Source organism: Shinella yambaruensis (genome assembly GCF_022899355.1).
GTDB classification, from domain to species: Bacteria; Pseudomonadota; Alphaproteobacteria; order Rhizobiales; family Rhizobiaceae; genus Shinella; species Shinella yambaruensis.
This window is the reverse complement of record NZ_JALJCK010000006.1, coordinates 17,589-38,265: the sequence shown is the minus strand read 5'-3', so window position 1 is coordinate 38,265 and position 20,677 is coordinate 17,589. Positions and strand designations below refer to the sequence as shown.

The 20,677-nt window shown below is 65.6% G+C and carries 19 protein-coding genes; 5 read left to right on the top strand and 14 right to left on the bottom strand.

Translation table 11 applies throughout. From position 1 onward, the window contains the following. Positions 1-89: 89 nt before the first annotated feature. From paaG to MUU56_RS15270, 4 genes are all read left to right on the top strand, one after another. Positions 90-878, top strand: coding sequence for a 2-(1,2-epoxy-1,2-dihydrophenyl)acetyl-CoA isomerase PaaG (paaG, locus tag MUU56_RS15285; protein WP_244768158.1), 789 nt, complete (start codon positions 90-92; stop codon positions 876-878). Next, positions 875-1,315: a hydroxyphenylacetyl-CoA thioesterase PaaI gene (paaI, locus tag MUU56_RS15280; protein ID WP_244768157.1), complete on the top strand. Its 441-nt coding sequence runs from the start codon at positions 875-877 to the stop codon at positions 1,313-1,315. The genes paaG and paaI overlap by 4 nt, the downstream gene beginning before the upstream one ends. 41 nt (positions 1,316-1,356) lie before the next feature. Next, complete coding sequence (paaK, locus tag MUU56_RS15275; RefSeq protein WP_244768156.1) at positions 1,357-2,667, top strand: phenylacetate--CoA ligase PaaK; 1,311 nt, start codon at positions 1,357-1,359, stop codon at positions 2,665-2,667. Between the two features lie 193 nt (positions 2,668-2,860). Further along, entirely contained in the window at positions 2,861-3,457 is a 597-nt protein-coding gene (locus tag MUU56_RS15270) for a TetR/AcrR family transcriptional regulator (protein ID WP_064331296.1), read from the top strand. A 114-nt stretch (positions 3,458-3,571) separates the two neighbouring features. Here the strand turns inward: MUU56_RS15270 and MUU56_RS15265 are convergent, their stop codons facing one another. From MUU56_RS15265 to paaX, 10 genes are all read right to left on the bottom strand, one after another. Further along, entirely contained in the window at positions 3,572-4,084 is a 513-nt protein-coding gene (locus MUU56_RS15265; protein WP_244768155.1) for an acyl-CoA thioesterase, read from the bottom strand. Positions 4,085-4,091: 7 nt separating this feature from the next. Continuing rightward, a complete protein-coding gene (paaZ, locus tag MUU56_RS15260; protein ID WP_244768154.1) occupies positions 4,092-6,149 on the bottom strand; it encodes a phenylacetic acid degradation bifunctional protein PaaZ in 2,058 nt (685 codons plus the stop codon). 43 nt (positions 6,150-6,192) lie between these two features. Then, entirely contained in the window at positions 6,193-6,948 is a 756-nt protein-coding gene (locus MUU56_RS15255; protein ID WP_244768153.1) for a Phenylacetic acid catabolic protein, read from the bottom strand. An 11-nt stretch (positions 6,949-6,959) separates the two neighbouring features. Continuing rightward, positions 6,960-8,036 (bottom strand): 1,2-phenylacetyl-CoA epoxidase subunit PaaE, encoded by a 1,077-nt coding sequence (gene paaE, locus MUU56_RS15250; RefSeq protein WP_244768152.1) that lies wholly within the window; start codon positions 8,034-8,036, stop codon positions 6,960-6,962. Positions 8,037-8,056: 20 nt separating this feature from the next. Beyond that, on the bottom strand, positions 8,057-8,581 hold the full coding sequence (paaD, locus tag MUU56_RS15245; protein WP_244768151.1) for a 1,2-phenylacetyl-CoA epoxidase subunit PaaD: 525 nt from the start codon (positions 8,579-8,581) through the stop codon (positions 8,057-8,059). A gap of 9 nt (positions 8,582-8,590) precedes the next feature. Continuing rightward, the gene (gene paaC / locus MUU56_RS15240; protein ID WP_244768150.1) at positions 8,591-9,373 is read right to left on the bottom strand and encodes a 1,2-phenylacetyl-CoA epoxidase subunit PaaC; all 783 of its coding nucleotides are present in this window, start codon (positions 9,371-9,373) and stop codon (positions 8,591-8,593) included. Then, positions 9,373-9,657 (bottom strand): 1,2-phenylacetyl-CoA epoxidase subunit PaaB, encoded by a 285-nt coding sequence (gene paaB, locus MUU56_RS15235; RefSeq protein WP_023516149.1) that lies wholly within the window; start codon positions 9,655-9,657, stop codon positions 9,373-9,375. The genes paaC and paaB overlap by 1 nt, the downstream gene beginning before the upstream one ends. Before the next feature lie 13 nt (positions 9,658-9,670). Beyond that, complete coding sequence (gene paaA, locus MUU56_RS15230; RefSeq protein WP_244768149.1) at positions 9,671-10,675, bottom strand: 1,2-phenylacetyl-CoA epoxidase subunit PaaA; 1,005 nt, start codon at positions 10,673-10,675, stop codon at positions 9,671-9,673. Between the two features lie 23 nt (positions 10,676-10,698). Then, on the bottom strand, positions 10,699-11,904 hold the full coding sequence (pcaF, locus tag MUU56_RS15225) for a 3-oxoadipyl-CoA thiolase (protein WP_244768148.1): 1,206 nt from the start codon (positions 11,902-11,904) through the stop codon (positions 10,699-10,701). A gap of 168 nt (positions 11,905-12,072) precedes the next feature. Continuing rightward, entirely contained in the window at positions 12,073-12,981 is a 909-nt protein-coding gene (gene paaX, locus MUU56_RS15220) for a phenylacetic acid degradation operon negative regulatory protein PaaX (RefSeq protein ID WP_244768147.1), read from the bottom strand. A 205-nt stretch (positions 12,982-13,186) separates the two neighbouring features. Between paaX and MUU56_RS15215 the strand changes: the two genes are divergently transcribed. Beyond that, on the top strand, positions 13,187-15,862 hold the full coding sequence (locus tag MUU56_RS15215; protein WP_244768146.1) for a bifunctional diguanylate cyclase/phosphodiesterase: 2,676 nt from the start codon (positions 13,187-13,189) through the stop codon (positions 15,860-15,862). On the opposite strand, the gene MUU56_RS15210 is transcribed toward MUU56_RS15215, so the two are convergent. Genes MUU56_RS15210 through oppB form a run of 4 tightly spaced genes read right to left on the bottom strand, consistent with a single transcriptional unit; the run spans position 15,840 to position 20,674 of the window. Continuing rightward, positions 15,840-16,982 carry a gluconeogenesis factor YvcK family protein gene (locus MUU56_RS15210; protein ID WP_244768145.1) on the bottom strand — a complete coding sequence of 381 codons (1,143 nt, stop codon included), beginning with the start codon at positions 16,980-16,982 and terminating at the stop codon, positions 15,840-15,842. The genes MUU56_RS15215 and MUU56_RS15210 overlap by 23 nt on opposite strands. A 27-nt stretch (positions 16,983-17,009) precedes the next feature. Further along, positions 17,010-18,626 carry an ABC transporter ATP-binding protein gene (locus MUU56_RS15205; RefSeq protein WP_244768144.1) on the bottom strand — a complete coding sequence of 539 codons (1,617 nt, stop codon included), beginning with the start codon at positions 18,624-18,626 and terminating at the stop codon, positions 17,010-17,012. 1 nt (position 18,627) lies between these two features. Then, positions 18,628-19,758 (bottom strand): ABC transporter permease, encoded by a 1,131-nt coding sequence (locus MUU56_RS15200; RefSeq protein WP_244768143.1) that lies wholly within the window; start codon positions 19,756-19,758, stop codon positions 18,628-18,630. After that, positions 19,751-20,674, bottom strand: coding sequence for an oligopeptide ABC transporter permease OppB (oppB, locus tag MUU56_RS15195; RefSeq protein WP_244768142.1), 924 nt, complete (start codon positions 20,672-20,674; stop codon positions 19,751-19,753). Before oppB ends, MUU56_RS15200 begins: the two co-directional genes overlap by 8 nt. Positions 20,675-20,677 lie beyond the last annotated feature (3 nt).

The window sequence follows — 20,677 nt, the reverse complement described above, 5'->3', positions numbered from 1 at the left end:
CAGTCAGTGCTTTTATAATTGACTGACCGGTCGGTTTATGCAAGAGTTTTTTTTACGGTCGCCGCTGGGAAGGGCGACAGGGAGGAACCATGACCACTTCCGACACCATTCTGTCGGCGCTTGCCGATGGCGTTCTGAGCCTCACGCTGAACCGCCCGGACAAGCTCAACGCCTTCAACGACGAGATGCACCTTGCGCTGCGCGCCGGCTTCGAGCGCGCCCATGCGGACGAGGCGGTGCGCGCCGTGCTGCTGACCGGCGCCGGCCGCGGTTTCTGCGCCGGCCAGGATCTCGGCGACCGCGACCCGAAGAAGGGCGTGCCGGACCTCGGCCATACGATCGAGACCTACTACAACCCCCTGCTGCGCCTCATCCGCAGCCTGGAAAAACCCGTCATCTGTGCCGTCAACGGCGTCGCCGCCGGCGCGGGCGCCAACATCGCCTTTGCCTGCGACATCACGCTCGCCGCCCGCTCCGCCCGCTTCATCCAGGCCTTCGCCAGGATCGGCCTCGTGCCGGATTCCGGCGGCACCTGGAGCCTGCCGCGCCTGATCGGCGAAGCCCGCGCCAAGGCGCTGGCGCTCACCGCAGAGCCGCTCGGCGCGGAAACCGCCGCCGACTGGGGCCTCATCTGGCGCGCCGTCGACGACGACACGCTGATGGAAGAGGCGACCGCGCTCGCCGTGCGCCTCGCCGCCGGCCCGACCAGGGGTCTCGGCATGACGAAACGCGCCATCCAGGCCGCCGCCACCAATTCGCTCGACGAGCAGCTCGACCTCGAACGCGACCTGCAGCGCGAGGCCGGCCGCAGCGCCGATTACGCCGAGGGCGTTTCCGCCTTCCTTGAAAAGCGCAAGCCGGAGTTTTCGGGCAAATGAGCGCCGCCGGGCTCTCTCCACAAGCGCTCGCCGAAGCCTGCGCCAAGGCGATGTGGGACGACGACAACGCCACCCGCCATCTCGGCATGGAGCTCGTCTCCATCGCCCCCGGCGAGGCGGTCATCGCCATGACCATCGCCGAGATCATGACCAACGGCCACGGCACCTGCCACGGCGGCTACATCTTCACGCTGGCGGATTCGGCCTTCGCCTTCGCCTGCAACACCTACAACCAGCGCACCGTCGCCCAGCACTGTTCGGTGACCTTCATCGCACCGGCCTTCCGGGGCGACCGGCTGACCGCGACGGCGCAGGAGGTGTCGCGCCGCGGCCGCGGCGGCATCTACGACATCCGCATCACCAACCAGGAGGGCGAGCATGTCGCGGAGTTCCGCGGCCACTCGCGAACAGTCAAGGGCACCCATCTGCCGGAGTGAGGCAGAGGGCACATCATCCCGCATTCTCGGAGGAGATTTTCATGGAAGACCTGTCCCCCCGCCCCGGAGATCTCGAAGCGATCGAGACGGCCTCCCGCGACGAGATTTCCTCGCTGCAGCTCGATCGCATGAAATGGTCGCTGACCCACGCCTACGAGAATTCGCCCTTCTACCGCCAGCGCTTCGACGAGGCCGGCGTGCACCCTTCCGACCTCAAGACGCTCTCCGATCTCGCAAAATTCCCCTTCACCACCAAGAAGGACCTGCGCGACACCTATCCCTTCGGCATGTTCGCCGTGCCGCGTGAAAAGCTCACGCGCATCCACGCCTCTTCGGGCACGACCGGCAAGCCCACCGTGGTCGGCTATACCCAGAAGGACATCGACACCTGGGCGACCGTCGTCGCCCGCTCGATCCGCGCCGCGGGCGGCCGGGCCGGCGACATCGTGCATGTCGCCTATGGCTACGGCCTCTTCACCGGCGGCCTCGGCGCCCATTATGGCGCCGAAAAGCTCGGCTGCACCGTCGTGCCGATCTCCGGCGGCATGACGGAGCGCCAGGTGACCCTGATGCAGGATTTCAAGCCGCGCATCATCATGGTCACGCCCTCCTACATGCTCTCCATCCTCGACGAGTTCCGCCGCCAGGGCGTCGACCCGCGGGAAAGCTCGCTCGCCGTCGGCATCTTCGGCGCCGAGCCCTGGACGAACGCCATGCGCGAGGAGATCGAGCAGTCCTTCGACATGCACGCCGTCGACATCTACGGCCTGTCGGAGGTGATGGGCCCGGGCGTCGCCAATGAATGCGTCGAGACCAAGGACGGCCTGCACATCTGGGAGGACCATTTCTACCCGGAGATCATCGATCCGGTCACCGGTGCGGTGCTGCCGGACGGCGAGATCGGCGAACTGGTCTTCACGACGCTCACCAAGGAAGGCCTGCCGATCATCCGCTACCGCACGCGCGACCTGACGCGGCTCCTGCCCGGCACCGCCCGCTCCATGCGCCGCATGGAGAAGATCACCGGCCGCTCCGACGACATGATGATCCTGCGCGGCGTCAACGTCTTCCCGACGCAGATCGAGGAACAGATCCTGAAATGTCGCGGCCTCGCGCCGCATTTCCAGATCGAGCTGACCCGCTCGGGCCGCATGGACAACATGACCGTGCATGTCGAATGCACGCTGGAGGCGGCCGACGAGGGGGCCCGCGCGGGATCGGCAAAGGAGCTCGCCCACCACATCAAGAGCGTGGTCGGCGTCTCCACGAAGATCACCGTGCACGAGCCGGGCGGCGTTGCCCGCTCGGAAGGCAAGGCGAAACGGGTGGTCGACAACCGCCCGAAGGAATGAAGCCCCGGACAGGACAGTTCCAGCAGGAGTGCGGGAAACGGTTTTGCGTCCGGAGTTGTGTAGAAACAAAGAGATAGGATATCTTCCCCGTTAGAAGACGGATGAAGAGGCCCTATTCCGGCACCGGGTTGACTGTGTATAGGGAGGGCGGCCACCCTCCCGGAAGCAGCCGGGCAAAGCAAAGCAGGATAAGATGGCACGCACGCGCGCAGTTGATTTCGAGGAAAAACAGCGCGGCATTCTCTCGAGTGCCGCCGCGGTCTTTGCCGAGATGGGCATGGAGAAGGCCTCCATGTCGATGATCGCCTCGCACAGCAATGTCTCCAAGGCGCTGCTCTATCACTACTATCCGAGCAAGGACGCGCTGATCTTCGATATCGTGCGCACCCACCTCACCGAACTCGAAAGCGCGATAGAGGCCGCCGACCGCCCTGACCTTGCCCCGCAGGAGCGGCTGCGCCTCCTGGTCAAAGCCGTCCTGGCGAACTACGAGGGCCGGGACAACGAGCACAAGGTGCAGCTCAATGGCACCAGCGCGCTCTCGCAGGAACAGCTTTCCGAATTGCAGGCGATCGAGCGGCAGATCGTCAAGCGCTTCTCCGGCGTCATCCGCGACATCAATCCGGACCTCAACAAGGACCGCCCGCTGCTGATGCCCGTCACCATGTCGCTCTTCGGCATGATGAACTGGGTCTATATGTGGTTCCGCCCGAACGGGCCGGTGACGCGCGACGAATATGCGGACATCGCGACGACGCTGATCCTCGAAGGCGTCAAGGCTGTCACCTGAGGCTTACGCATCACACCTCCCCAAAACCTCCTACCTCTCTTTCGTCATCCTCGGGTCAAGCTTGAGGATGACGTGGTAGGGAGGCAGCGCGCCACAAGAGCAACGCCACCCGCGCTATCCCCCATCCCTCTCCACATCCTTGCCCGTCGCTGCGACCGATTCCAGCCGCTCGGCAAATTCCCGCCGCAGCGTCCGGCGGAGCTCGGCCGCCTTGTAGCGCCGGATGTCGACCGCATCCCTCGGCTCCAGTTCCGGCACGCGCACCGGCCGGCCGGCATCATCGACGGCGACCATCGTGAAGTAGCAGGAATTGGTATGCCGCCGGTGGCCGGAGCGGATGTTCTCCGCCTCGACGCGGATGCCGACCTCCATGGAAGTGCGGCCCGTATGGTTGATCGAGGCGCGGAAGGTGACGAGTTCGCCGACATGAATCGGCTCCTTGAACATCACCTGGTCGACCGAGAGCGTCACCGCATATTGCTGCGAATAGCGCGAGGCGCAGGAGAAGGCCACTCGATCGAGCAGGTTGAGCAGTGCGCCCCCATGAACCTTCCCGGAAAAATTCGCCATATCCGGCGTCATCAGAACGGTCATTTCCAGGCGACACGGGTCCTGCGCGATCGGCATGCTGCGGTCACTCCCTCGTTTTGGCCACCATCGTCAGGACATCGTACTGCGCGACTGCGGCACCCAGCTGGTTCGTCACCTGGCAATCCCAGCGTACCTCGCCGTGCTCGGCATTGGCGCGCGGATTGATCTCCTTGCAGGTGAGCTGCACCTGTAGCGTATCACCCGGATTGACCGGTGTCAGGAAGCGCAGGTTGTCGACGCCGTAATTGGCAAGAACCGGACCCGGCGCCGGATCGACGAAAAGGCCGGCGGCGAAGGAGACGATGAGATAGCCATGCGCCACGCGCCCGTCGAAGAACGGGTTCGCCTTGGCCGCCTCCTCGTCCATATGAGCGTAGAAGGTATCACCGGTGAAATGGGCGAAATGCTCGATATCGTCGAGCGTCACCGTGCGCGTTGCCGTGATGAGCTGGTCGCCGATCTTCAGTTCCGCCAGCGACTTGCGGAACGGGTGCTCGCCGGCCGCCCGCGCCTCCGCGCCCGGCAGCCAACGGCCGGTGACGGCGGAGAGCATGGTCGGCGCGCCCTGGATGGCGGTGCGCTGCATGTAATGTTTTACACCGCGCATGCCGCCCAGTTCCTCGCCGCCGCCAGCGCGGCCGGGGCCGCCATGCACGAGGCCCGGCAGCGGCGAACCGTGGCCGGTGGAGGATTTGGCGCTGACGCGGTTACCGATCATCACGCGGCCATGGAAGGGTGCAAGGCCGAGCACGACCTCTTCGGCGAAGGCCGGATCGTTGGTGAAGACCGAGGCGACGAGGCTGCCCTTGCCGCGCCGGGCGAGATCGACCGCCTCTTCCGCCGTGTCATAGGGCATGACGGTACTGACCGGGCCGAAGGCCTCGACATCGTGCACGGCGCGGGCCGAGCCCGGCCTGTCGCAATAGAGCAGCACCGGATTGAGGAAGGCGCCGGCCACGGCATCGCCGGACTGAACGCTCGGATTGTCCGGATTACCGGCGACGATTTCGGCATCGGCGGAGAGATCGCGGATGCGCGCGCGCACCTCCTCGCGCTGGTCGAGGCTGGCGAGCGGGCCCATGCGCACGGCTTCGTTTGCGGGGTTGCCGATCGCCGTCTTGCCGAGGCGCGCGCCGAGGCTTTCGATCAGCGCCTCGCTATAGGCGCGCGGCGCGATGACGCGGCGGATCGCCGTGCATTTCTGGCCGGCCTTCACCGTCATCTCGCGGGCGACTTCCTTGACGAAGAGGTCGAACTCCTCCGTGCCTGGCGCCGCGTCGAGGCCGAGCACGGCGGCGTTGAGGCTGTCGGCCTCCATGGTGAAGCGCACCGAGTTTTCGATGATCGCCTTGTGCGTCTTGAGGCGCCGGCCGGTGGCGGCCGAACCGGTGAAGGTCACGGCGTCCTGCCCTTCGACGTGATCGAGCAGGTCGCCGACAGAGCCGCAGACGAGCTGCAACGCACCCTCCGGCAGAATACCGGTCTCGATGATGCGGCGGACCATCAGCTCGGTGAGATAGGCCGTCTGGCTCGCTGGCTTCACGATGGCCGGAACACCGGCCAGCAATGTTGGCGCGAGCTTTTCCAGCATGCCCCAGCAGGGGAAGTTGAAGGCGTTGATATGCACCGCAACGCCCTGCAACGGGCTCAGGATATGCTGCGCGGCAAAGGTATTGTCCTTGGAGAGCGGTTCCACGTCGCCATCCAGCAGGACGCGGGTGTTCGGCAATTCGCGCCGGCCCTTGGAAGCATAGGAGAGCAGCGTGCCGATGCCGCCCTCGATATCGACCCAGCTATCGGCGCGGGTCGCGCCGGTGGCGGTGGAAAGCGCGTAGAACTCTTCCTTCCGTTCCATCAGCGCCTGGCCGAGCGCCTTCAGCATGGCGGCGCGTTCGTGGAAGGACATGCGGCGCAGGGCCGGGCCGCCCTTTTCGCGGCCGTGGGCGAGGATCGCCTTGAAATCGATGCCGGAGGAATCGATGAAGGCGACCGGTTCGCCCGTCGAGGCGTCGAGCAGGGGCACGCCCTCCTTCGCGCCGGCGACCCACGCGCCGCCGACATAGCTTTCAAGCCGGCGCGGCCGGTTTGCCATGACGTTCATCTTATTGTCCTTCCTGTATTTTTACGCAATTCCGGACGGAAGCCTAGTTCAATCCAAGCGCGGAAAGCTGCGCATCGACCTCCGCCTGCCAATCGGCAAGCAGGGTCTCGTTGGGCGTATGCCTGAGGCCGAAACGCGACAGCGTCTCGAAGCGGGCCGAGCCGGAATGGCCGAAGCTGGCGGCGACACGCGGATACCAGTAGGCGACGGAAGCCTTCGCTTTCGCGCGCCCCTCTTCGTCGGCGGCGATGCGGGCGAGGCCGGCGAGGCCGAGTTCGGCATGGCGCGTCTCGCGCGGCAGGATGGCGCGGAAAACCTCGGCGAGCGGCTGGTAGGAGACACGCGACAATTCCTTGAGCTGCACGACGCTCGCCCGGCCCATCAGCACGTTCATGACGACGGCATCCACCCAGCCTTGCAGCGGGTAATGGAAGACGGAAAGGCGCATGTCGCCGCCCTGCCGCGCCGCGCCGATATCGGCCTCGCGGGAAAGCCGCTCGGCCCAGGGATGGTGCACGGCGTAGCGTCCGCCATCCGCGCCGAAGGTCTCCATGACCCGCAGGACCTTGCCGGCATGGTCGGCCTTTTCCAGCACGATGCGGGCGGCGGAGATGCGCTCCTGGATGCCCGGCGCATCGTTGATCGTATCGGCGAAACCGGCGGAGCCGGCCAGCTCGCTGTCGACGAAACTCGCCATCAGGCGCAGGAGCTCGCCGCGATAGCGCGGCGGCACATTGGCGGGCGAGGAGAGCACGCCGCCTTGTGCCAGATAATCCTCGATCGGCATCGTATCGGACATGAAAATTCCCCTTACTGGTCGTAGCTGACGACGATGCGGTCGGTGAGCGGGTAGCACTGGCAGGTCAGCACATAGCCCTGGCGCACCTCGTAATCCTCGAGCGCGTGGTTGACCTCCATCTCGGCCTCGCCCTCCAGGATTTTCGCGCGGCAGGTGGAACAGACGCCGGCCTTGCAGGCATAGGGTGCGTCCATGGCGTTTTCGAGCGCGGCGTCGAGCAGGCTCTGGCCCTGCTTCGGGAACTTGAAGCTGCGCGTCGCGCCGTCGAGCGTGACGGTCGCCTCGCACATCGCGCCCTGATCCGCGCCGGCGACGGCCTCCACCTTGCGCCGGGCCCGGCCGGGCTGCGAGGAGGCGAACAGCTCGAACTTGATCTGGTCGTCGCGAAGGCCGTGTTCGCGGAGCGCTGCGGCAATGGCCAGCATCATCGGCTCCGGACCGCAGATGAAGGCGGTGGCGATGGATTTGATGTCGATCCAGCTCTTGAACAGCGCCGCGCACTTCTCGCCGTCGATGCGGCCGGTGAAGAGGTCGATGTCCTGTGCCTCGCTTTCGAGGACATGCAGAACGGAGAACCGGCCGAGATAGAGGTTCTTCAGGTCCTCCAGCTCCTCGCGGAACATGATCGAGCTGATCTGCCGGTTGGCGTAGACCAGCGTGAAGCGGGCGCGGGGCTCGCGCGACAAGACCGTCTTGATGATCGAGAGCACCGGCGTGATGCCGCTGCCGCCGGCAAAACCGAGATAATGCTTTGCGACCTCCGGCTCCAGCGCGGTGAAGAACGCGCCCATCGGGGGCATCGCCTCCAGCGTGTCGCCGGGCTTCAGGTTCTCGTTGACCCAGGTGGAGAAGCAGCCGCCGTCGACGCGCTTGATGCCGACCTTCAGGACCCCCTCGTCCTTGCCGGCGCAGATCGAATAGGAACGGCGCAACTCCTCGTCCTCGAACTTGCGGCGGAAGGTCAGGTACTGGCCCTGTGTAAAGTCGAAGACGGCGCGGTCCTCGTCGGAGGGCGCAAGCGTCACCACGACCGCATCGCGCGTCTCGCGGCGAATGTCGGTCACGGTCAGGGGATGAAAACGTGCCATGTGGGCCCTCTCCCTATGGGTCAGATGCACTTGAAATAGTCGAACGGTTCCAGACAGTCGGTGCAGCGGTAGCTCGCCTTGCAGGGCGTCGAGCCGAACTGGCTGATCTTTTCCGTGTTCGCCGAGCCGCAGCGCGGACAGGCGATCGTCAGGTTCGAACGGCCGGAGAGCCGGTCGATGCGTTTCATCAGCACGCCATCGGCGGCCGTGCCGTCGATCGGTGGAGCGATGCCGTAGTCGCGCAGCTTTTCCCGGCCTTCGGCACTGATCCAGTCCGTCGTCCAGGCGGGCGAGAGCCGGCATTCGAGCTTCACCTTGTCGAGGCCCTTTCCGGCGAGCGCAGCCTCGATATCGAGGTTGATCACCGTGGTGGCGGGACAGCCGGAATAGGTCGGCGTGACAGTCACCACCAGCGTGTCGTCCCGCCACTCGACATCGCGGATGATGCCGAGGTCAGTCAGCGAAATGACCGGGATTTCCGGGTCCGGCACTTCGGACAGCCAGTGCCAGACCTCATCGACCGAGGGACGAAGCGCCGGGTCCATCGCCGCCTCCTACCAGGTCGCGCCCGGATAGGCGCGCTGCAGGAACTGCATCTCCGACAGGATGAAGCCGAGATGCTCGGTGTGCACGCCGCGCCGGCCGCCCTTGTGCATGTAGCCATCGGCTGGTTTCTTCAGCGTGCCTTCGGCCAGCGTCTCCGCGACGATCTCGTCCCAGCCCGCCTTGAGGCTTTCGGGCGCCGGGACGATGCCGGCCTCGACCAGTTCGGCGTCGAGCGCATCGCTCATGAACATCTCGCCGGTGAAGGGCCAGAGTTCGCCCAGCGCTTCCTGCATGCGGCGATGGCTTTCGGCCGTGCCGTCGCCGAGGCGGATGACGAGGTCGCGGCTGCGGTCGAGGTGGTAGGAGACTTCCTTGAAGGCCTTTTCCGCGATCTCGGCAATGCGCGTGTCGGAAGACCCCTTCAGGGCCTTCAAGAGCAGATAGTGCCAGGCGTCGAACAGGAATTGCCGCATCAGCGTCTTGCCGAAATCGCCGTTCGGGCGCTCGACGAGCAGGATGTTGCGGAATTCGTAGCCGTCGCGCAGATAGGCGAGATCATCGGCGGAGCGGCCCTTGCCTTCCACCTCGCCGGCAAGGCCGAGCCAGAGCTGGGTCTGGCCGATCAGGTCGAGCGCGGTGTTGGCGAGCGCGATATCCTCTTCCAGCGCGGGCGAGTGCCCGCACCATTCGGAGACGCGATGGCCGAGGATCAGCGTGTTGTCGCCGACGCGCAGCAGGAATTCGAGAAGCGCGGCCTGACGGGCCGCCGGGTCGAGCGCCGCGGTCGCCATCACATATGCCCCACTTCATCCGGAATATCGAAGAAGGTCGGGTGCCGGTAGACCTTGGAGTTCGACGGATCGAACAGCGGGCCTTTTTCCGAGGGTGCGCTGGCGGTGATCTCGGAGGATTTCACCACCCAGATGCTGACGCCCTCGTTGCGGCGCGTATAGACGTCGCGGGCATTGTTGATCGCCATTTCGGCGTCGGGCGCATGCAGGCTGCCGACATGGCGATGGTTGAGGCCGTGCTGGCCCCGGATGAAAACTTCCCAAAGCGGCCATTCGCTGGACATCATGCTCTCTCCCTTACTCGGCGGCGATCTTGGCGCTAGCGCGACGGTCGGCGACCTTTTCGGCATGCGCCGTCAGGCCGTCGCGGAACCAGGCGCCGTCATCCCAGGCTTTTTTGCGGGCGTTGAGGCGTTCCGCATTGCAGGGGCCGTTGCCGGCGATCACGTTGAAGAATTCTTCCCAATCCGGTTCGCCGAAATCGTAGCCGCCCTTCTCCTCGTTCCACTTGAGATCCGGATCCGGCACGGTGAGGCCGAGATACTTTGCCTGCGGCACCGTCTGGTCGACGAATTTCTGGCGCAGCTCGTCGTTGGAGTTCTGCTTGATCTTCCAGGCCATCGACTGGGCCGAATGCACGGAAGCGTCGTCCGAGGGACCGAACATCATCAGCGACGGCCACCACCAGCGGTTCAGCGCATCCTGCACCATGGCCTTCTGGGCCGGCGTGCCCTTCACCATCTTCATCAGCACGTCGTAACCCTGACGCTGGTGAAAGCTCTCTTCCTTGCAGATGCGCACCATGGCCCGCGCATAGGGACCGTAGGAACAGCGCTGCAGCGGCACCTGGTTCATGATCGCCGCACCATCGACCAACCAGCCGATCGCGCCGATGTCCGCCCAGGTCAGCGTCGGATAGTTGAAGATCGAGGAATATTTCGCCTTGCCGGAATGGAGCTGCGCATACATCTCGTCACGGCTGATGCCGAGCGTTTCGGCGGCACAGTAGAGGTAGAGGCCGTGGCCGGCCTCGTCCTGCACCTTGGCAAGCAGGATCGCCTTGCGCTCCAGGGTCGGGGCGCGGGTGATCCAGTTGCCTTCGGGCAGCTGGCCGACGATTTCCGAATGGGCGTGCTGGCTGATCTGGCGCACCAGCGTCTTGCGATAGCCTTCCGGCATCCATTCCTTCGGCTCGATCTTCTGGCCGGCGTCGATGCGCTCCTGGAAGGCGCGCTCCACGGGGTCCATCTCGTCGAGGGAGCGGACGCGGGCGGCATCGGTCTTCACCATCTGGGCATACATGGTCTTTCCTCCTGCTTTACGCGTCAGACGCGTTCGAGAATGATGGCGATGCCCTGGCCGACGCCGATGCACATGGTACAGAGTGCATAACGTCCGCCCTGGCGGTGGAGCTGGTAGGTCGCGGTGGTGACGAGCCGCGCGCCGCTCATGCCGAGCGGATGGCCGAGCGCGATGGCGCCGCCGTTCGGGTTCACATGCGGGGCGTCGTCCGGCAGGCCGAGATCGCGCAGAACCGCGAGCGCCTGCGAGGCGAAGGCCTCGTTGAGCTCGATGACATCCATTTGGCCGAGCGAAAGACCGGCGCGCTCCAGCACCCGGCGCGTGGCCGGCGCAGGGCCGAAGCCCATGATGCGCGGCTCAAGGCCCGCCGCCGCCATGGCGACGACGCGCGCTTTCGGAGTCAATCCTTGCGCCTTGATGGTGGCTTCATTGGCGATAAGCAAGGCGGCCGCGCCGTCATTGACGCCGGAGGCATTGCCGGCGGTGACCGAGAGGTCCGGGCTGTTGACGCCCTTCAGCTTGGCAAGTTGCTCGGCCGTCGTGCCGGGACGCGGATGCTCGTCGGTATCGACGACCAGCGGATCGCCCTTCTTCTGCGGCACATGGACGGGCACGATCTCGTCGGCGAAGATGCCGGCCTCGTGCGCGGCGGCCCAGCGGGCCTGGCTGCGCGCCGCGAAAGCGTCCTGATCCGCGCGGCTGACGGTGAAATCGGCGGCAACGTTGTCGGCTGTCTGCGGCATGGAATCGACGCCGAAGGCCTTCTTCATCTTCGGGTTGACGAAGCGCCAGCCGATCGTCGTGTCATAGACCGCATTCGACCGGGAGAAGGCGCTTTCGGCCTTGGGCATGACGAAGGGCGCGCGGCTCATGCTCTCGACGCCGCCGGCGATGACGAAATCGCAGTCACCGGCGCGGATGGCGCGCGCCGCCATGCCGACGGCGTCCATGCCGGAACCACAGAGGCGGTTGACGGTGGTGGCGGGAACGGAAACGGGAAGGCCGGACAACAGCACGGCCATGCGGCCGACATTGCGGTTGTCCTCGCCGGCCTGGTTGGCGCAGCCGTAGATGAGATCGTCCACCTTCGACCAGTCGACATCGGGATTGCGCGCCATCAGCCCGGAGAGCGGCACCGCCGCCAGATCATCGGCACGAACCGACGACAACAACCCGCCATAACGGCCGATCGGCGTACGGACGGCATCGCAGATAAAGGCTTCGGACACGCGGTTTCCTCCCTGATATCCAAGGGTCGATCCGTTCCTCCAGAAACATTGACCGACCGATCGGTTATCTATTTAGCACTCGATACGTCACAAATCAATGCTGATTTCTCCAAATTATGTGATGTTTCGTTCCAGCAACTGGTATCATAGCACAAACCACGCATTTCCCTATGAAAAGTCGCGCCGGATCGACTCGCGCAGCAGCGAAAGACGGCGGAGCGTCGCCTCGCTCGCTTCAGGCAAGGCGCCGGCCGCCGTGACGAAATGGCGGGCGACATGCAGGTCCGCCTCGGGCGAGAGGCGGAGATAGAGGTCGGCAAAGAGCATCCGGGCCGCCTCCCCCGGCCAGTCCGCCGGCAGGGCCGCCTGCGGCAGGCGCGGATCACGCAGCACGACGAGGCGGAACTGGTGCACGAGCACCAGCCGGGCAACGAGGCTTTCCGCCGCACCGAGCCGCATCCCGCCCGCAAGCAGGTCGGCAAGGCGCCCGAAGCGCCTGAGGAAGCCATGATAGGCTTCGGCATGCAGCGCGAGGTTCCAATGGTCGGACGCAAAGGCGCCGAGGTCCCGCTCGCCGCTCACCACCTCGCCGCGGAAGACGACGGCCGGCTGCTTGAGATGCGGCAAAGGCCGCGCGCCGACGGCAAGGCGCGGGCCGAGCCGGGCATGACCCGCCCGCTCGAGAACCTGCATCGCCTCGTCCGGTGCCGTCCCCGTCAGCTGCACGAAATGCCAGTCCGCGGCCTCCGGCGGGCCGAACAGCAAGCGGGCGGCGGCCGCAAATTCGCTCCGGGCGGGCGCGGCGAGGCGATAGAAGCTGCGCCGCCCCTCCCGCTCGCCGGACAATTGCCCGGCGGCGACGAGGCGCGAGACGGCGGTGCGCACCAGCGTCTCGCTGATGCCGACGGCGGCGCAGGTCTCGATCAGGTTGCCGGTCCACACGACGCCGCCCCGCGGCTCCACGACGTCGCCGTAGATGGTGACGATGAAACCGGCCGCCTTCAGCGGGCTGTCCTCGACGATGGCCCGCAGCAGCGCGCCGAACACGCTTTCCGTCCTGTCCTTGTCCGCCGGCAACCCCGCCCCCTGACCTGTTCCGCTCCAGCCGTGCCGAGGACTAGCCCAGAATCGGCCATGACGGAAAGCCCTACCCGGCCCCACAGAGAAAGGCACGGCCTCGTCAGCAAATATTAAGTTGCATCTGCCATGGTTCGCCGATCGCCGGATGCCGGGCAGAACCTCACCCGGTGAAACCAGGATGCGCGGAGACACACGGAACGCGATGAACGACCGGAATGCGCAGCTCTCCCTTCAGGGGCTAGGATATTATATCCCCGCCATCGTGGTCGCGCTTGCCGTGCTCATCGCCATTTTTCTCGCCGATGCCCAGAAACAGCGGCTGGAGGAGGAATACCTGCGTTCCTTCACGACGGAGCAGCTCGGCCTGCTGCGCTCGCGCCTCGAAGGCAACATCCATGGCGACATCAACCTCGTGCAGGGCCTCGTCGCGGCGCTTTCGACCGAACCCGACATGCCGCCGAGCCGCTTTGCCGATCTTGCGGGCCGCATTTTCCGCAAGGACACGCGGCTGCGCAATCTCGCCATCGCGCCGGATTTCATCGTCTCGCTCATCTATCCGGTCAAGGGAAACGAGCGCAGCATCGGCCTCGACTATCGCAAGAACGAGCCCCAGCGCGCCGCCGCCATGCAGGTGAAGGCGCTCGACCGGCTGATCGTCACCGGCCCGGTCGATCTCGTGCAGGGCGGCCGCGGCGTGATTGCGCGCTACCCGATCCACGCCGGGCGGAACAATGCCTTCATCGGCATCGCCTCCGCCGTGATCGACCTCGACAAGCTCCTGGAGAGCAGCGGCTTCGGTGAAGAGCTCAAGGTCGCCGTCTCGCTTTCCAGCCGGCCGCATGTCGGCGGCGAAGCGAGGACCTTCTTCACGACGGCCGCGGCCGTCGATGCCGATCCGGTGGTGATGACCATCGATATCGGCCATGAGGTCTGGACCATGTCGGCCGCACCGCTGGAAGGCTGGCGCCAGCCCTCTGCCGATCTCGCCTTCTTTCGCGCCGGGCTTGCGCTCCTCGCCGTCATCATCATCGCACCCATGTTCTGGGTCGGCTACCTCATGAAGGATCGCCACCGGCATATTCTTGCGCTGCAGGACCGGGAGGACCAGCTCGAAACCGTCTCGCAGCGCCTGCAGCTCGCACTCGACGCCTCGCGCGTGGGCGTTTGGGAATATGATCCCGAAACGTCGACCCTCACCTGGGATGCCCGTATGCGCGCGCTCTACAACGTGCCGCCAGGCCAGCCGATTTGCCGCTACGAGGACTGGCGCGCCGCGCTCCACCCCGACGACCTGAAGGAGGCCGAGCGCGTCTTCACCAACGCCATCGAAACTGAAAAGCCCTATCTCACCGGGTTTCGCGTGCTGACCGCCGACGGTGATATCCGCCACATCCGCGCCCACGGCATGACCTACCGCGCGTCCTCCGGCGCAAAGCGCATCGTCGGCGCCAATTGGGACGTGACGGAGGACAATCGCCTGCAGGCCGAACTGCTCGAGGCCAAGCTGACGGCCGAGGCACAGAACAGGGCGCTGGAGGATGCCCATCTCGTGCTGGAGCACAATTCGCTGCACGACGCCCTCACCCGCCTTCCCAACCGGCGCTTCCTCGACCAGCAGCTCGCGCTGGCCGGCATGGGCGAGGATGCGCGCCCCCTCACCCTGCTGCATATCGATCTCGACCGTTTCAAGGACATCAACGACACACTCGGCCATGCCGCGGGCGACGAGGTGCTGAAACAGGCCGCGGGCGTGCTGCGCGCCCATATTCCGGCGGAGGACTTCATCGCCCGCATCGGCGGCGACGAATTCGTGCTGCTGTCACGCCGCGACCCGGCAAAGGCCGATTTCAGCGCCCTTTCGGCCCGCCTCATCGAGGCTATCAGCGAGCCGATGGCGATCGAGGGCCACGACTGTCGCATCGGCGCGAGCATCGGCATCGCGACGCGCAACGATGCGGAAGAATCCGCCGAACAGCTGCTCGTCAATGCCGACATCGCGCTCTACGAGGCCAAGCGCCGCGGCCGCAACCGCGTGGAAGCCTTCAACGACGAGCTGCGCCTGCGCACCGTGGAGGTCAAGCGGCTCGGCGACGACATCCTGCGCGGTCTCGAACGCGGCGAATTCCACCCGTTCTTCCAGCCTCAGTTCGATGCCGAGACGCTGGAGATCGTTGGCGTCGAGGCGTTGGCGCGCTGGCAGCACCCGACGCGCGGCATCATTACGCCGGACGTCTTCCTGCCGGTTGCCGAAAGCCTCAACGTCGTCGCCCAGATCGACGAGGCCATCCTCGACCAGGCGCTGTTCCAGTCCATGCGCTGGGAGGGACAGGGGCTCGGCATTGCCCGCGTCTCCGTCAATGTCTCCTGCCAGCGCCTGCGCGACGACGACCTCCTCGGAAAGCTGCGCGCCATGAACATCCGTCCCGGCTCGCTGACCTTCGAACTCCTGGAATCGATTTCCTTCGACACGGCCGACGACGGGTTGAAACAGGCGATCGACGATATCAAGACCCTCGGCATCGATATCGAGATCGACGATTTCGGCACCGGCCATGCGTCCATCGTCAGCCTCCTGGAACTGTCGCCCAAGCGGCTGAAGATCGATCGCCGGCTGGTGCTGCCCCTGCTCGAATCCACCGCGCAGCAGAGCCTCGTCCGCTCGATCATCGACATCGGCAAGGTGCGCGGCATCGAAACGGTCGCGGAAGGCGTCGAGACGCTGGCGCATGCCGAGCTGCTGCGCAGCCTCGGCTGCCATGTCCTGCAGGGCTATGCCTTCGCCCGGCCGATGGCAGCGGACGATTTCCTCGCCTTCGCCAAGGCGCGGGGCTGGATGCCGGCGGTAAAGACCGGGCTCACGACGGCAAGAGCGAGTTGAGCGCATCCGCGACGGCCCGGCCATCATGCTGGCCGCGCTGCCAGGGGTCCTCGAAGTCGCCGATCACCCGCTCGATGCCGAGCCGCGCACCCACATCTTCCAGCGCGCCGTTGCCGAGATAAGCGAAAGGGCCGACGGTCTTTTCGAAGGGCAGCAGCTGGTGGTTCGCCAGGACATGGGTGAAGGGTCGCGCATCCGCCCCCTCCTGCCCCCGCCAGAGCGCCGCGGCGATCTCCAGCATGCGCGCCACGTCCAGCCCGCGGGTCTCCCGGCATTGCAGCATGTTGCCGATGAAGATGCGGCGGGCATGCACATTGCGCGCAATGGCCGGCACGATGCCATCAACGAGAAGATGCGGCAGGACGCTGGTGAAGAAGCTGCCCGGGCCGAAGACAATGGCATCGGCGCTTTTCAGACTTTCGAGCACCGCCTCATTGGCCTGCACGGGCGCGCCGTTCCGGCCGGAAAGGGCGATGTCGCGGATGCCGATGCCGCTGGCCGTATCATCGAGCGCCGTCATCCTGTGCTGCCCTTCGATCCGGGTTCCGTCGTTCAGCACGGCGGAAAGTTCGACGCCGTCGGCCGCCGTTGACGGCCAGACATGGCCGGTGATGTCGCAGAGCTTGCGGAAAACGAAGATGGCGGTGTTGATGTCGCTGTTGTGGGCGAGATGCGCACCCGTCAGGATGAAATTGCCGATGCTGCCGTTGCGGAAATCGAAATCCGCGCCGATCGCCGCGCGAAAGGTGCGCAGGTAGTTGAGAATCGCACCGCGCAGACCCGGCTCCATGCGCTCCAAGAGCGGATGGCGGCCTTCGGCATAGAGGGCGAATTCCGCGCGGGCGTCATCCTCCGTCCCGCTGGTCATGCGCGCATTGCAGACCTTGACGACATCGCCCACCTGGCCTTCGCCATGGGCCATGGTCATCAGCGCCTGGCGGATATCGCCGACGGCGAGCACGCCGAGGCTTTCGCGGATGGTCTTGGAGCTGCCCCCGCTGTCCCAGGCCGGCACGATGCGCGTCAGCCGCGCCGGCCTGGAGAGCAGCGCCAGATTGGTCGTGCGGCACGCGGTGCCGCCCGAAAAGAGCACGATGTGCGGCAAGCGGCCTTCGGCCATCCGGTCTCCTCTTGTCTGCGCTTCGGATTACGGCCCGATATTATAGGCCGCGCCGATGAGGGTCTTGGTATAATCCTCCCGCGGCGCGCTGAAAATGGCGTCCGTGGGTCCCTCCTCGACAATCTTGCCGTCCTTCATCACCACCACATAGTCGCTCATGGCGCGCACCACCGAAAGATCATGGCTGATGAAGACATAGGACAGGCCGTAGCGGGACTGGAGATCGCGCAGGAGCTCGATCACCTGGCCCTGCACGGAACGGTCGAGTGCCGAGGTCGGCTCGTCGAGAATGACGGCCTGGGGTTTGAGGATCATCGCCCGCGCAATCGCGATGCGCTGCCGCTGGCCACCGGAAAACTCGTGCGGATAGCGGTTGCGCGCCGCCGGATCGAGCCCGACCTCCTTCAGCGCCGCGATCGCCCGCTTGTCGCGATCGGCCCGCGATAGTTGCGGCTCGTGCACGTAGAGACCCTCGGTGATGATCTCGCCGACCGTCTGGCGCGGCGAGAGCGATCCGTAGGGATCCTGGAAGACGAGCTGCATGCTGCGCCGCAGCGGCCGCATGCCGGTGCGGTCGAGGCCGGAGATATCCGTCCTGCCGAAACGATAGGCGCCCTTGCTGGCGATCAGCCTGAGCAGCGCCCGCCCGAGCGTCGACTTGCCCGAGCCGGATTCGCCCACCACGCCGATCGTCTGGCCTTCGCGCAGGCTGATGCTGACATTGTCGACGGCGCGGAACGTGCTGGCGCGCTGCTTCAGGAAGCCGCCGTCGATCTTGTAGTCGACGACGACATTGCGGCCCTCCAGGATGATCGGCGCGTCATCCGGCGGCGCGGCCTTGCGGCCATGCGGCTCGGCCTCGATCAGCATGCGGGTGTAGTCAGCTTGGGGGTTCTCGAAGATGCCGGCCGTCCCGCCCTGCTCGACGATCTCGCCGCGCCGCATGACGACGACCCGCTCGGCGAAATGCCGGACGATGCCGAGATCGTGCGTGATGAGCACGATCGCCATGTCGAAGCGTTTCTGCAGGTCGCGCAGGAGCTTGAGGATCTGCGCCTGGATCGTCACGTCGAGCGCCGTCGTCGGTTCGTCGGCGATCAGGATGTCCGGCTCGTTGGCGAGCGCCATGGCGATCATCACGCGCTGGCGCTGGCCGCCGGACATCTCGTGCGGATAGCTGTCGATACGGCGCTCAGGCTCCGGAATGCCGACGAGTTTCAGGAGCTCCAGCACACGCGGCCGGGCCTCCTTCCGCGTGCCGCCGCGGTGGTGCACGATCACCTCGGCGATCTGCTTGCCGACGGGATAGAGCGGATCGAGCGAGGTCATCGGCTCCTGGAAGATCATGGTGATCTTCGCGCCGCGAATCTCGTTGAGCGCCTTCGGCGGAAGGCCGACCATCTCCTGCCCGCGATATTTCGCGGAGCCCGAAACCCGTCCGTTCGCGGCCAGCAGGCCCATGATGCCCATCATGGTCTGGCTCTTGCCGGAGCCGGATTCGCCGACCACCGCCAGGGTCTCGCCGGGGCGGACATCGAGGCTGATGCCCTTGACGGCATCGACATCGCCGTCCGGCGTCGTGAAGGAGACCTTCAGGTCGCGCACGGCGAGGATCGGCTCCATGGTCTTCTGTGTCTCTGCCATGTCAGCGATCCTTCGGGTCGAATGCGTCACGCAGGCCATCACCGACGAAGTTCAGCGAGAAGAGCGTGACGACGAAGAAGATGGCGGGGAAGACGAGCAGCCAGGGCGCCGACTGGATGTTGTTCGCGCCTTCGGCGATCAGCGAGCCCCAGCTCGTCAGCGGCGCCTGCACGCCGAGGCCGAGGAAGGAAAGGAAGCTTTCGAGCAGGATCACCTTGGGCACGATCACCGTGACGAAGATGACGACCGGGCCGATCGTGTTGGGGATGACGTGCCGGCGGATGATCTGCCAGTCGGTCAGCCCCAGAGCCTCCGCCGCGCCGATGAACTCCCGGCGTTTCAAGGAAAGCGTCTGGCCGCGCACGATGCGGGCCATGTCGAGCCATTCCACCGCGCCGATGACGATGAAGATCAGCACGAAGCTGCGCCCGAAGAAGACGACGAGCACGACGACGAGGAAGACGAAGGGCAGCGAATAGAGGATCTCGACGAAACGCATCATCACATTGTCGACGCGCCCGCCCATGTAACCCGAAATCGCGCCGTAGACGACGCCGATGCCGAGCGAGACGAGGCTGGCGAGGAGACCGACGGCGATGGATATCTGCCCGCCGAGCATGACGCGCGCCATGAGGTCGCGCCCGTTGGTATCGGTGCCGAACAGGAAATATTCCCGGTCGACGACGCCCGAAAGCGTCAGCTTGCGGCCCTCGTCCTCGGTCGAGAGGACTTCCGTCTTGTCGAACTCGTTGGCGCGGTCGAAATAGCGCGTCGTGCGCGGATCGATCGGATTCTCGGCGGTGACGACCGCGGTGAAGGTCTCGCCCTCGACGGAGAAGGACTGAAGCTCGACGCGGGCGCGTGCCGCGACACCCTTCATCGCTTCCTCCAGCGTGTCCTCGCCCGGCCGCGGCTCGAGGCTCGGCGGGATGGTGACATAGGAAGAGAAGACCTGATCGTAGCTGTGGCTGATGAAGAAGGGACCGAAGAACGAGAAGCAGGCGATCAGCACCAGCATCACGGAGCCGGCCATGGCCGGGCGATTGCGACGGAAGCGCATGACGGCGAGCTGGAAGAGGCTGCGCCCCTTCACCTCGCTCTCGGGCACGGGGGAAACGACGGCGTCAGTCATGGCGAACCCTCGGATCGAGCAGGCCATAGAGAATGTCGACCAGCAGATTGAAGACGATGACGAAGATGGCGATCAGGACGACCGTGCCCATGACGAGCGTATAGTCACGGTTGATCGCCCCGAGCACGAAGTAGCGCCCGACGCCGGGAATGGTGAAGATGGTCTCGACAACCGCCGAGCCGGTCAGGAGAGCGGCCGCGCAGGGCGCGAGATAGGAGACGATCGGCAGCATGGCGCCGCGCATGGCATGCACCACGACCACCGATTTCGCCGGCAGGCCATAGGCCCGCGCGGTGCGGATATGGTCGGTGCGCAGGGCCTCGATCATCGAGCCGCGGGTGAGCCGCGCGAAGACCGCGAGCTGCGGCAAAGCGAGCGCGATCATCGGCAGGATGAGGAAGCGCAGCGACCCGTCGCCCCAGCCGCCGGCCGGCAACCAGGCGAGCATGATGGCGAAGATCAGCGTCAGCACCGGCCCGACGACGAAGTTCGGCACCGTGACGCCGATCGTCGCCACCGACATGACGGCGAAATCGAGCGCGCTGTTCTGGCGCAACGCCGCGATCGTGCCGACGATGACGCCGCCGACGAGCGCGAGCAACAATGCGTAGAAGCCGAGCTCGACCGAATAGGGCAGTCCCTTGCCGATCAGCTCGGCGACGGAATTGTCCTTGTAGATGTAGCTCGGTCCGAAATCGCCGGTGACGGCGTTGCCCATATAGGTGAGGTACTGTCGCCAGAGCGGCTGATCGAGCTGGTAGGCCCGCATCAGGTTTTCCATCGTGGCGGGCGGCAGGGGACGTTCGAGGTTGAACGGGCCGCCGGGCGCAAAGCGCATGAGAAAGAACGAAATGGTGACGACGATGAATAGCGTCGGCACGGCGCTTGCGAGGCGCCGCAGAACGAAGGCAAGCATGGC

Bases quoted from the DNA above. Each gene is read 5' to 3' on its own strand.
- paaG (WP_244768158.1), top strand. From the start codon at position 90: ATGACCACTTCCGACACCATTCTGTCGGCGCTTGCCGATGGCGTTCTG.
- paaI (WP_244768157.1), top strand. From the start codon at position 875: ATGAGCGCCGCCGGGCTCTCTCCACAAGCGCTCGCCGAAGCCTGCGCC.
- paaK (WP_244768156.1), top strand. From the start codon at position 1,357: ATGGAAGACCTGTCCCCCCGCCCCGGAGATCTCGAAGCGATCGAGACG.
- MUU56_RS15270 (WP_064331296.1), top strand. From the start codon at position 2,861: ATGGCACGCACGCGCGCAGTTGATTTCGAGGAAAAACAGCGCGGCATT.
- MUU56_RS15265 (WP_244768155.1), bottom strand. From the start codon at position 4,084: ATGCCGATCGCGCAGGACCCGTGTCGCCTGGAAATGACCGTTCTGATG.
- paaZ (WP_244768154.1), bottom strand. From the start codon at position 6,149: ATGAACGTCATGGCAAACCGGCCGCGCCGGCTTGAAAGCTATGTCGGC.
- MUU56_RS15255 (WP_244768153.1), bottom strand. From the start codon at position 6,948: ATGTCCGATACGATGCCGATCGAGGATTATCTGGCACAAGGCGGCGTG.
- paaE (WP_244768152.1), bottom strand. From the start codon at position 8,036: ATGGCACGTTTTCATCCCCTGACCGTGACCGACATTCGCCGCGAGACG.
- paaD (WP_244768151.1), bottom strand. From the start codon at position 8,581: ATGGACCCGGCGCTTCGTCCCTCGGTCGATGAGGTCTGGCACTGGCTG.
- paaC (WP_244768150.1), bottom strand. From the start codon at position 9,373: ATGGCGACCGCGGCGCTCGACCCGGCGGCCCGTCAGGCCGCGCTTCTC.
- paaB (WP_023516149.1), bottom strand. From the start codon at position 9,657: ATGTCCAGCGAATGGCCGCTTTGGGAAGTTTTCATCCGGGGCCAGCAC.
- paaA (WP_244768149.1), bottom strand. From the start codon at position 10,675: ATGTATGCCCAGATGGTGAAGACCGATGCCGCCCGCGTCCGCTCCCTC.
- MUU56_RS15215 (WP_244768146.1), top strand. From the start codon at position 13,187: ATGAACGACCGGAATGCGCAGCTCTCCCTTCAGGGGCTAGGATATTAT.
- MUU56_RS15210 (WP_244768145.1), bottom strand. From the start codon at position 16,982: ATGGCCGAAGGCCGCTTGCCGCACATCGTGCTCTTTTCGGGCGGCACC.
- MUU56_RS15205 (WP_244768144.1), bottom strand. From the start codon at position 18,626: ATGGCAGAGACACAGAAGACCATGGAGCCGATCCTCGCCGTGCGCGAC.
- MUU56_RS15200 (WP_244768143.1), bottom strand. From the start codon at position 19,758: ATGACTGACGCCGTCGTTTCCCCCGTGCCCGAGAGCGAGGTGAAGGGG.
- oppB (WP_244768142.1), bottom strand. From the start codon at position 20,674: ATGCTTGCCTTCGTTCTGCGGCGCCTCGCAAGCGCCGTGCCGACGCTA.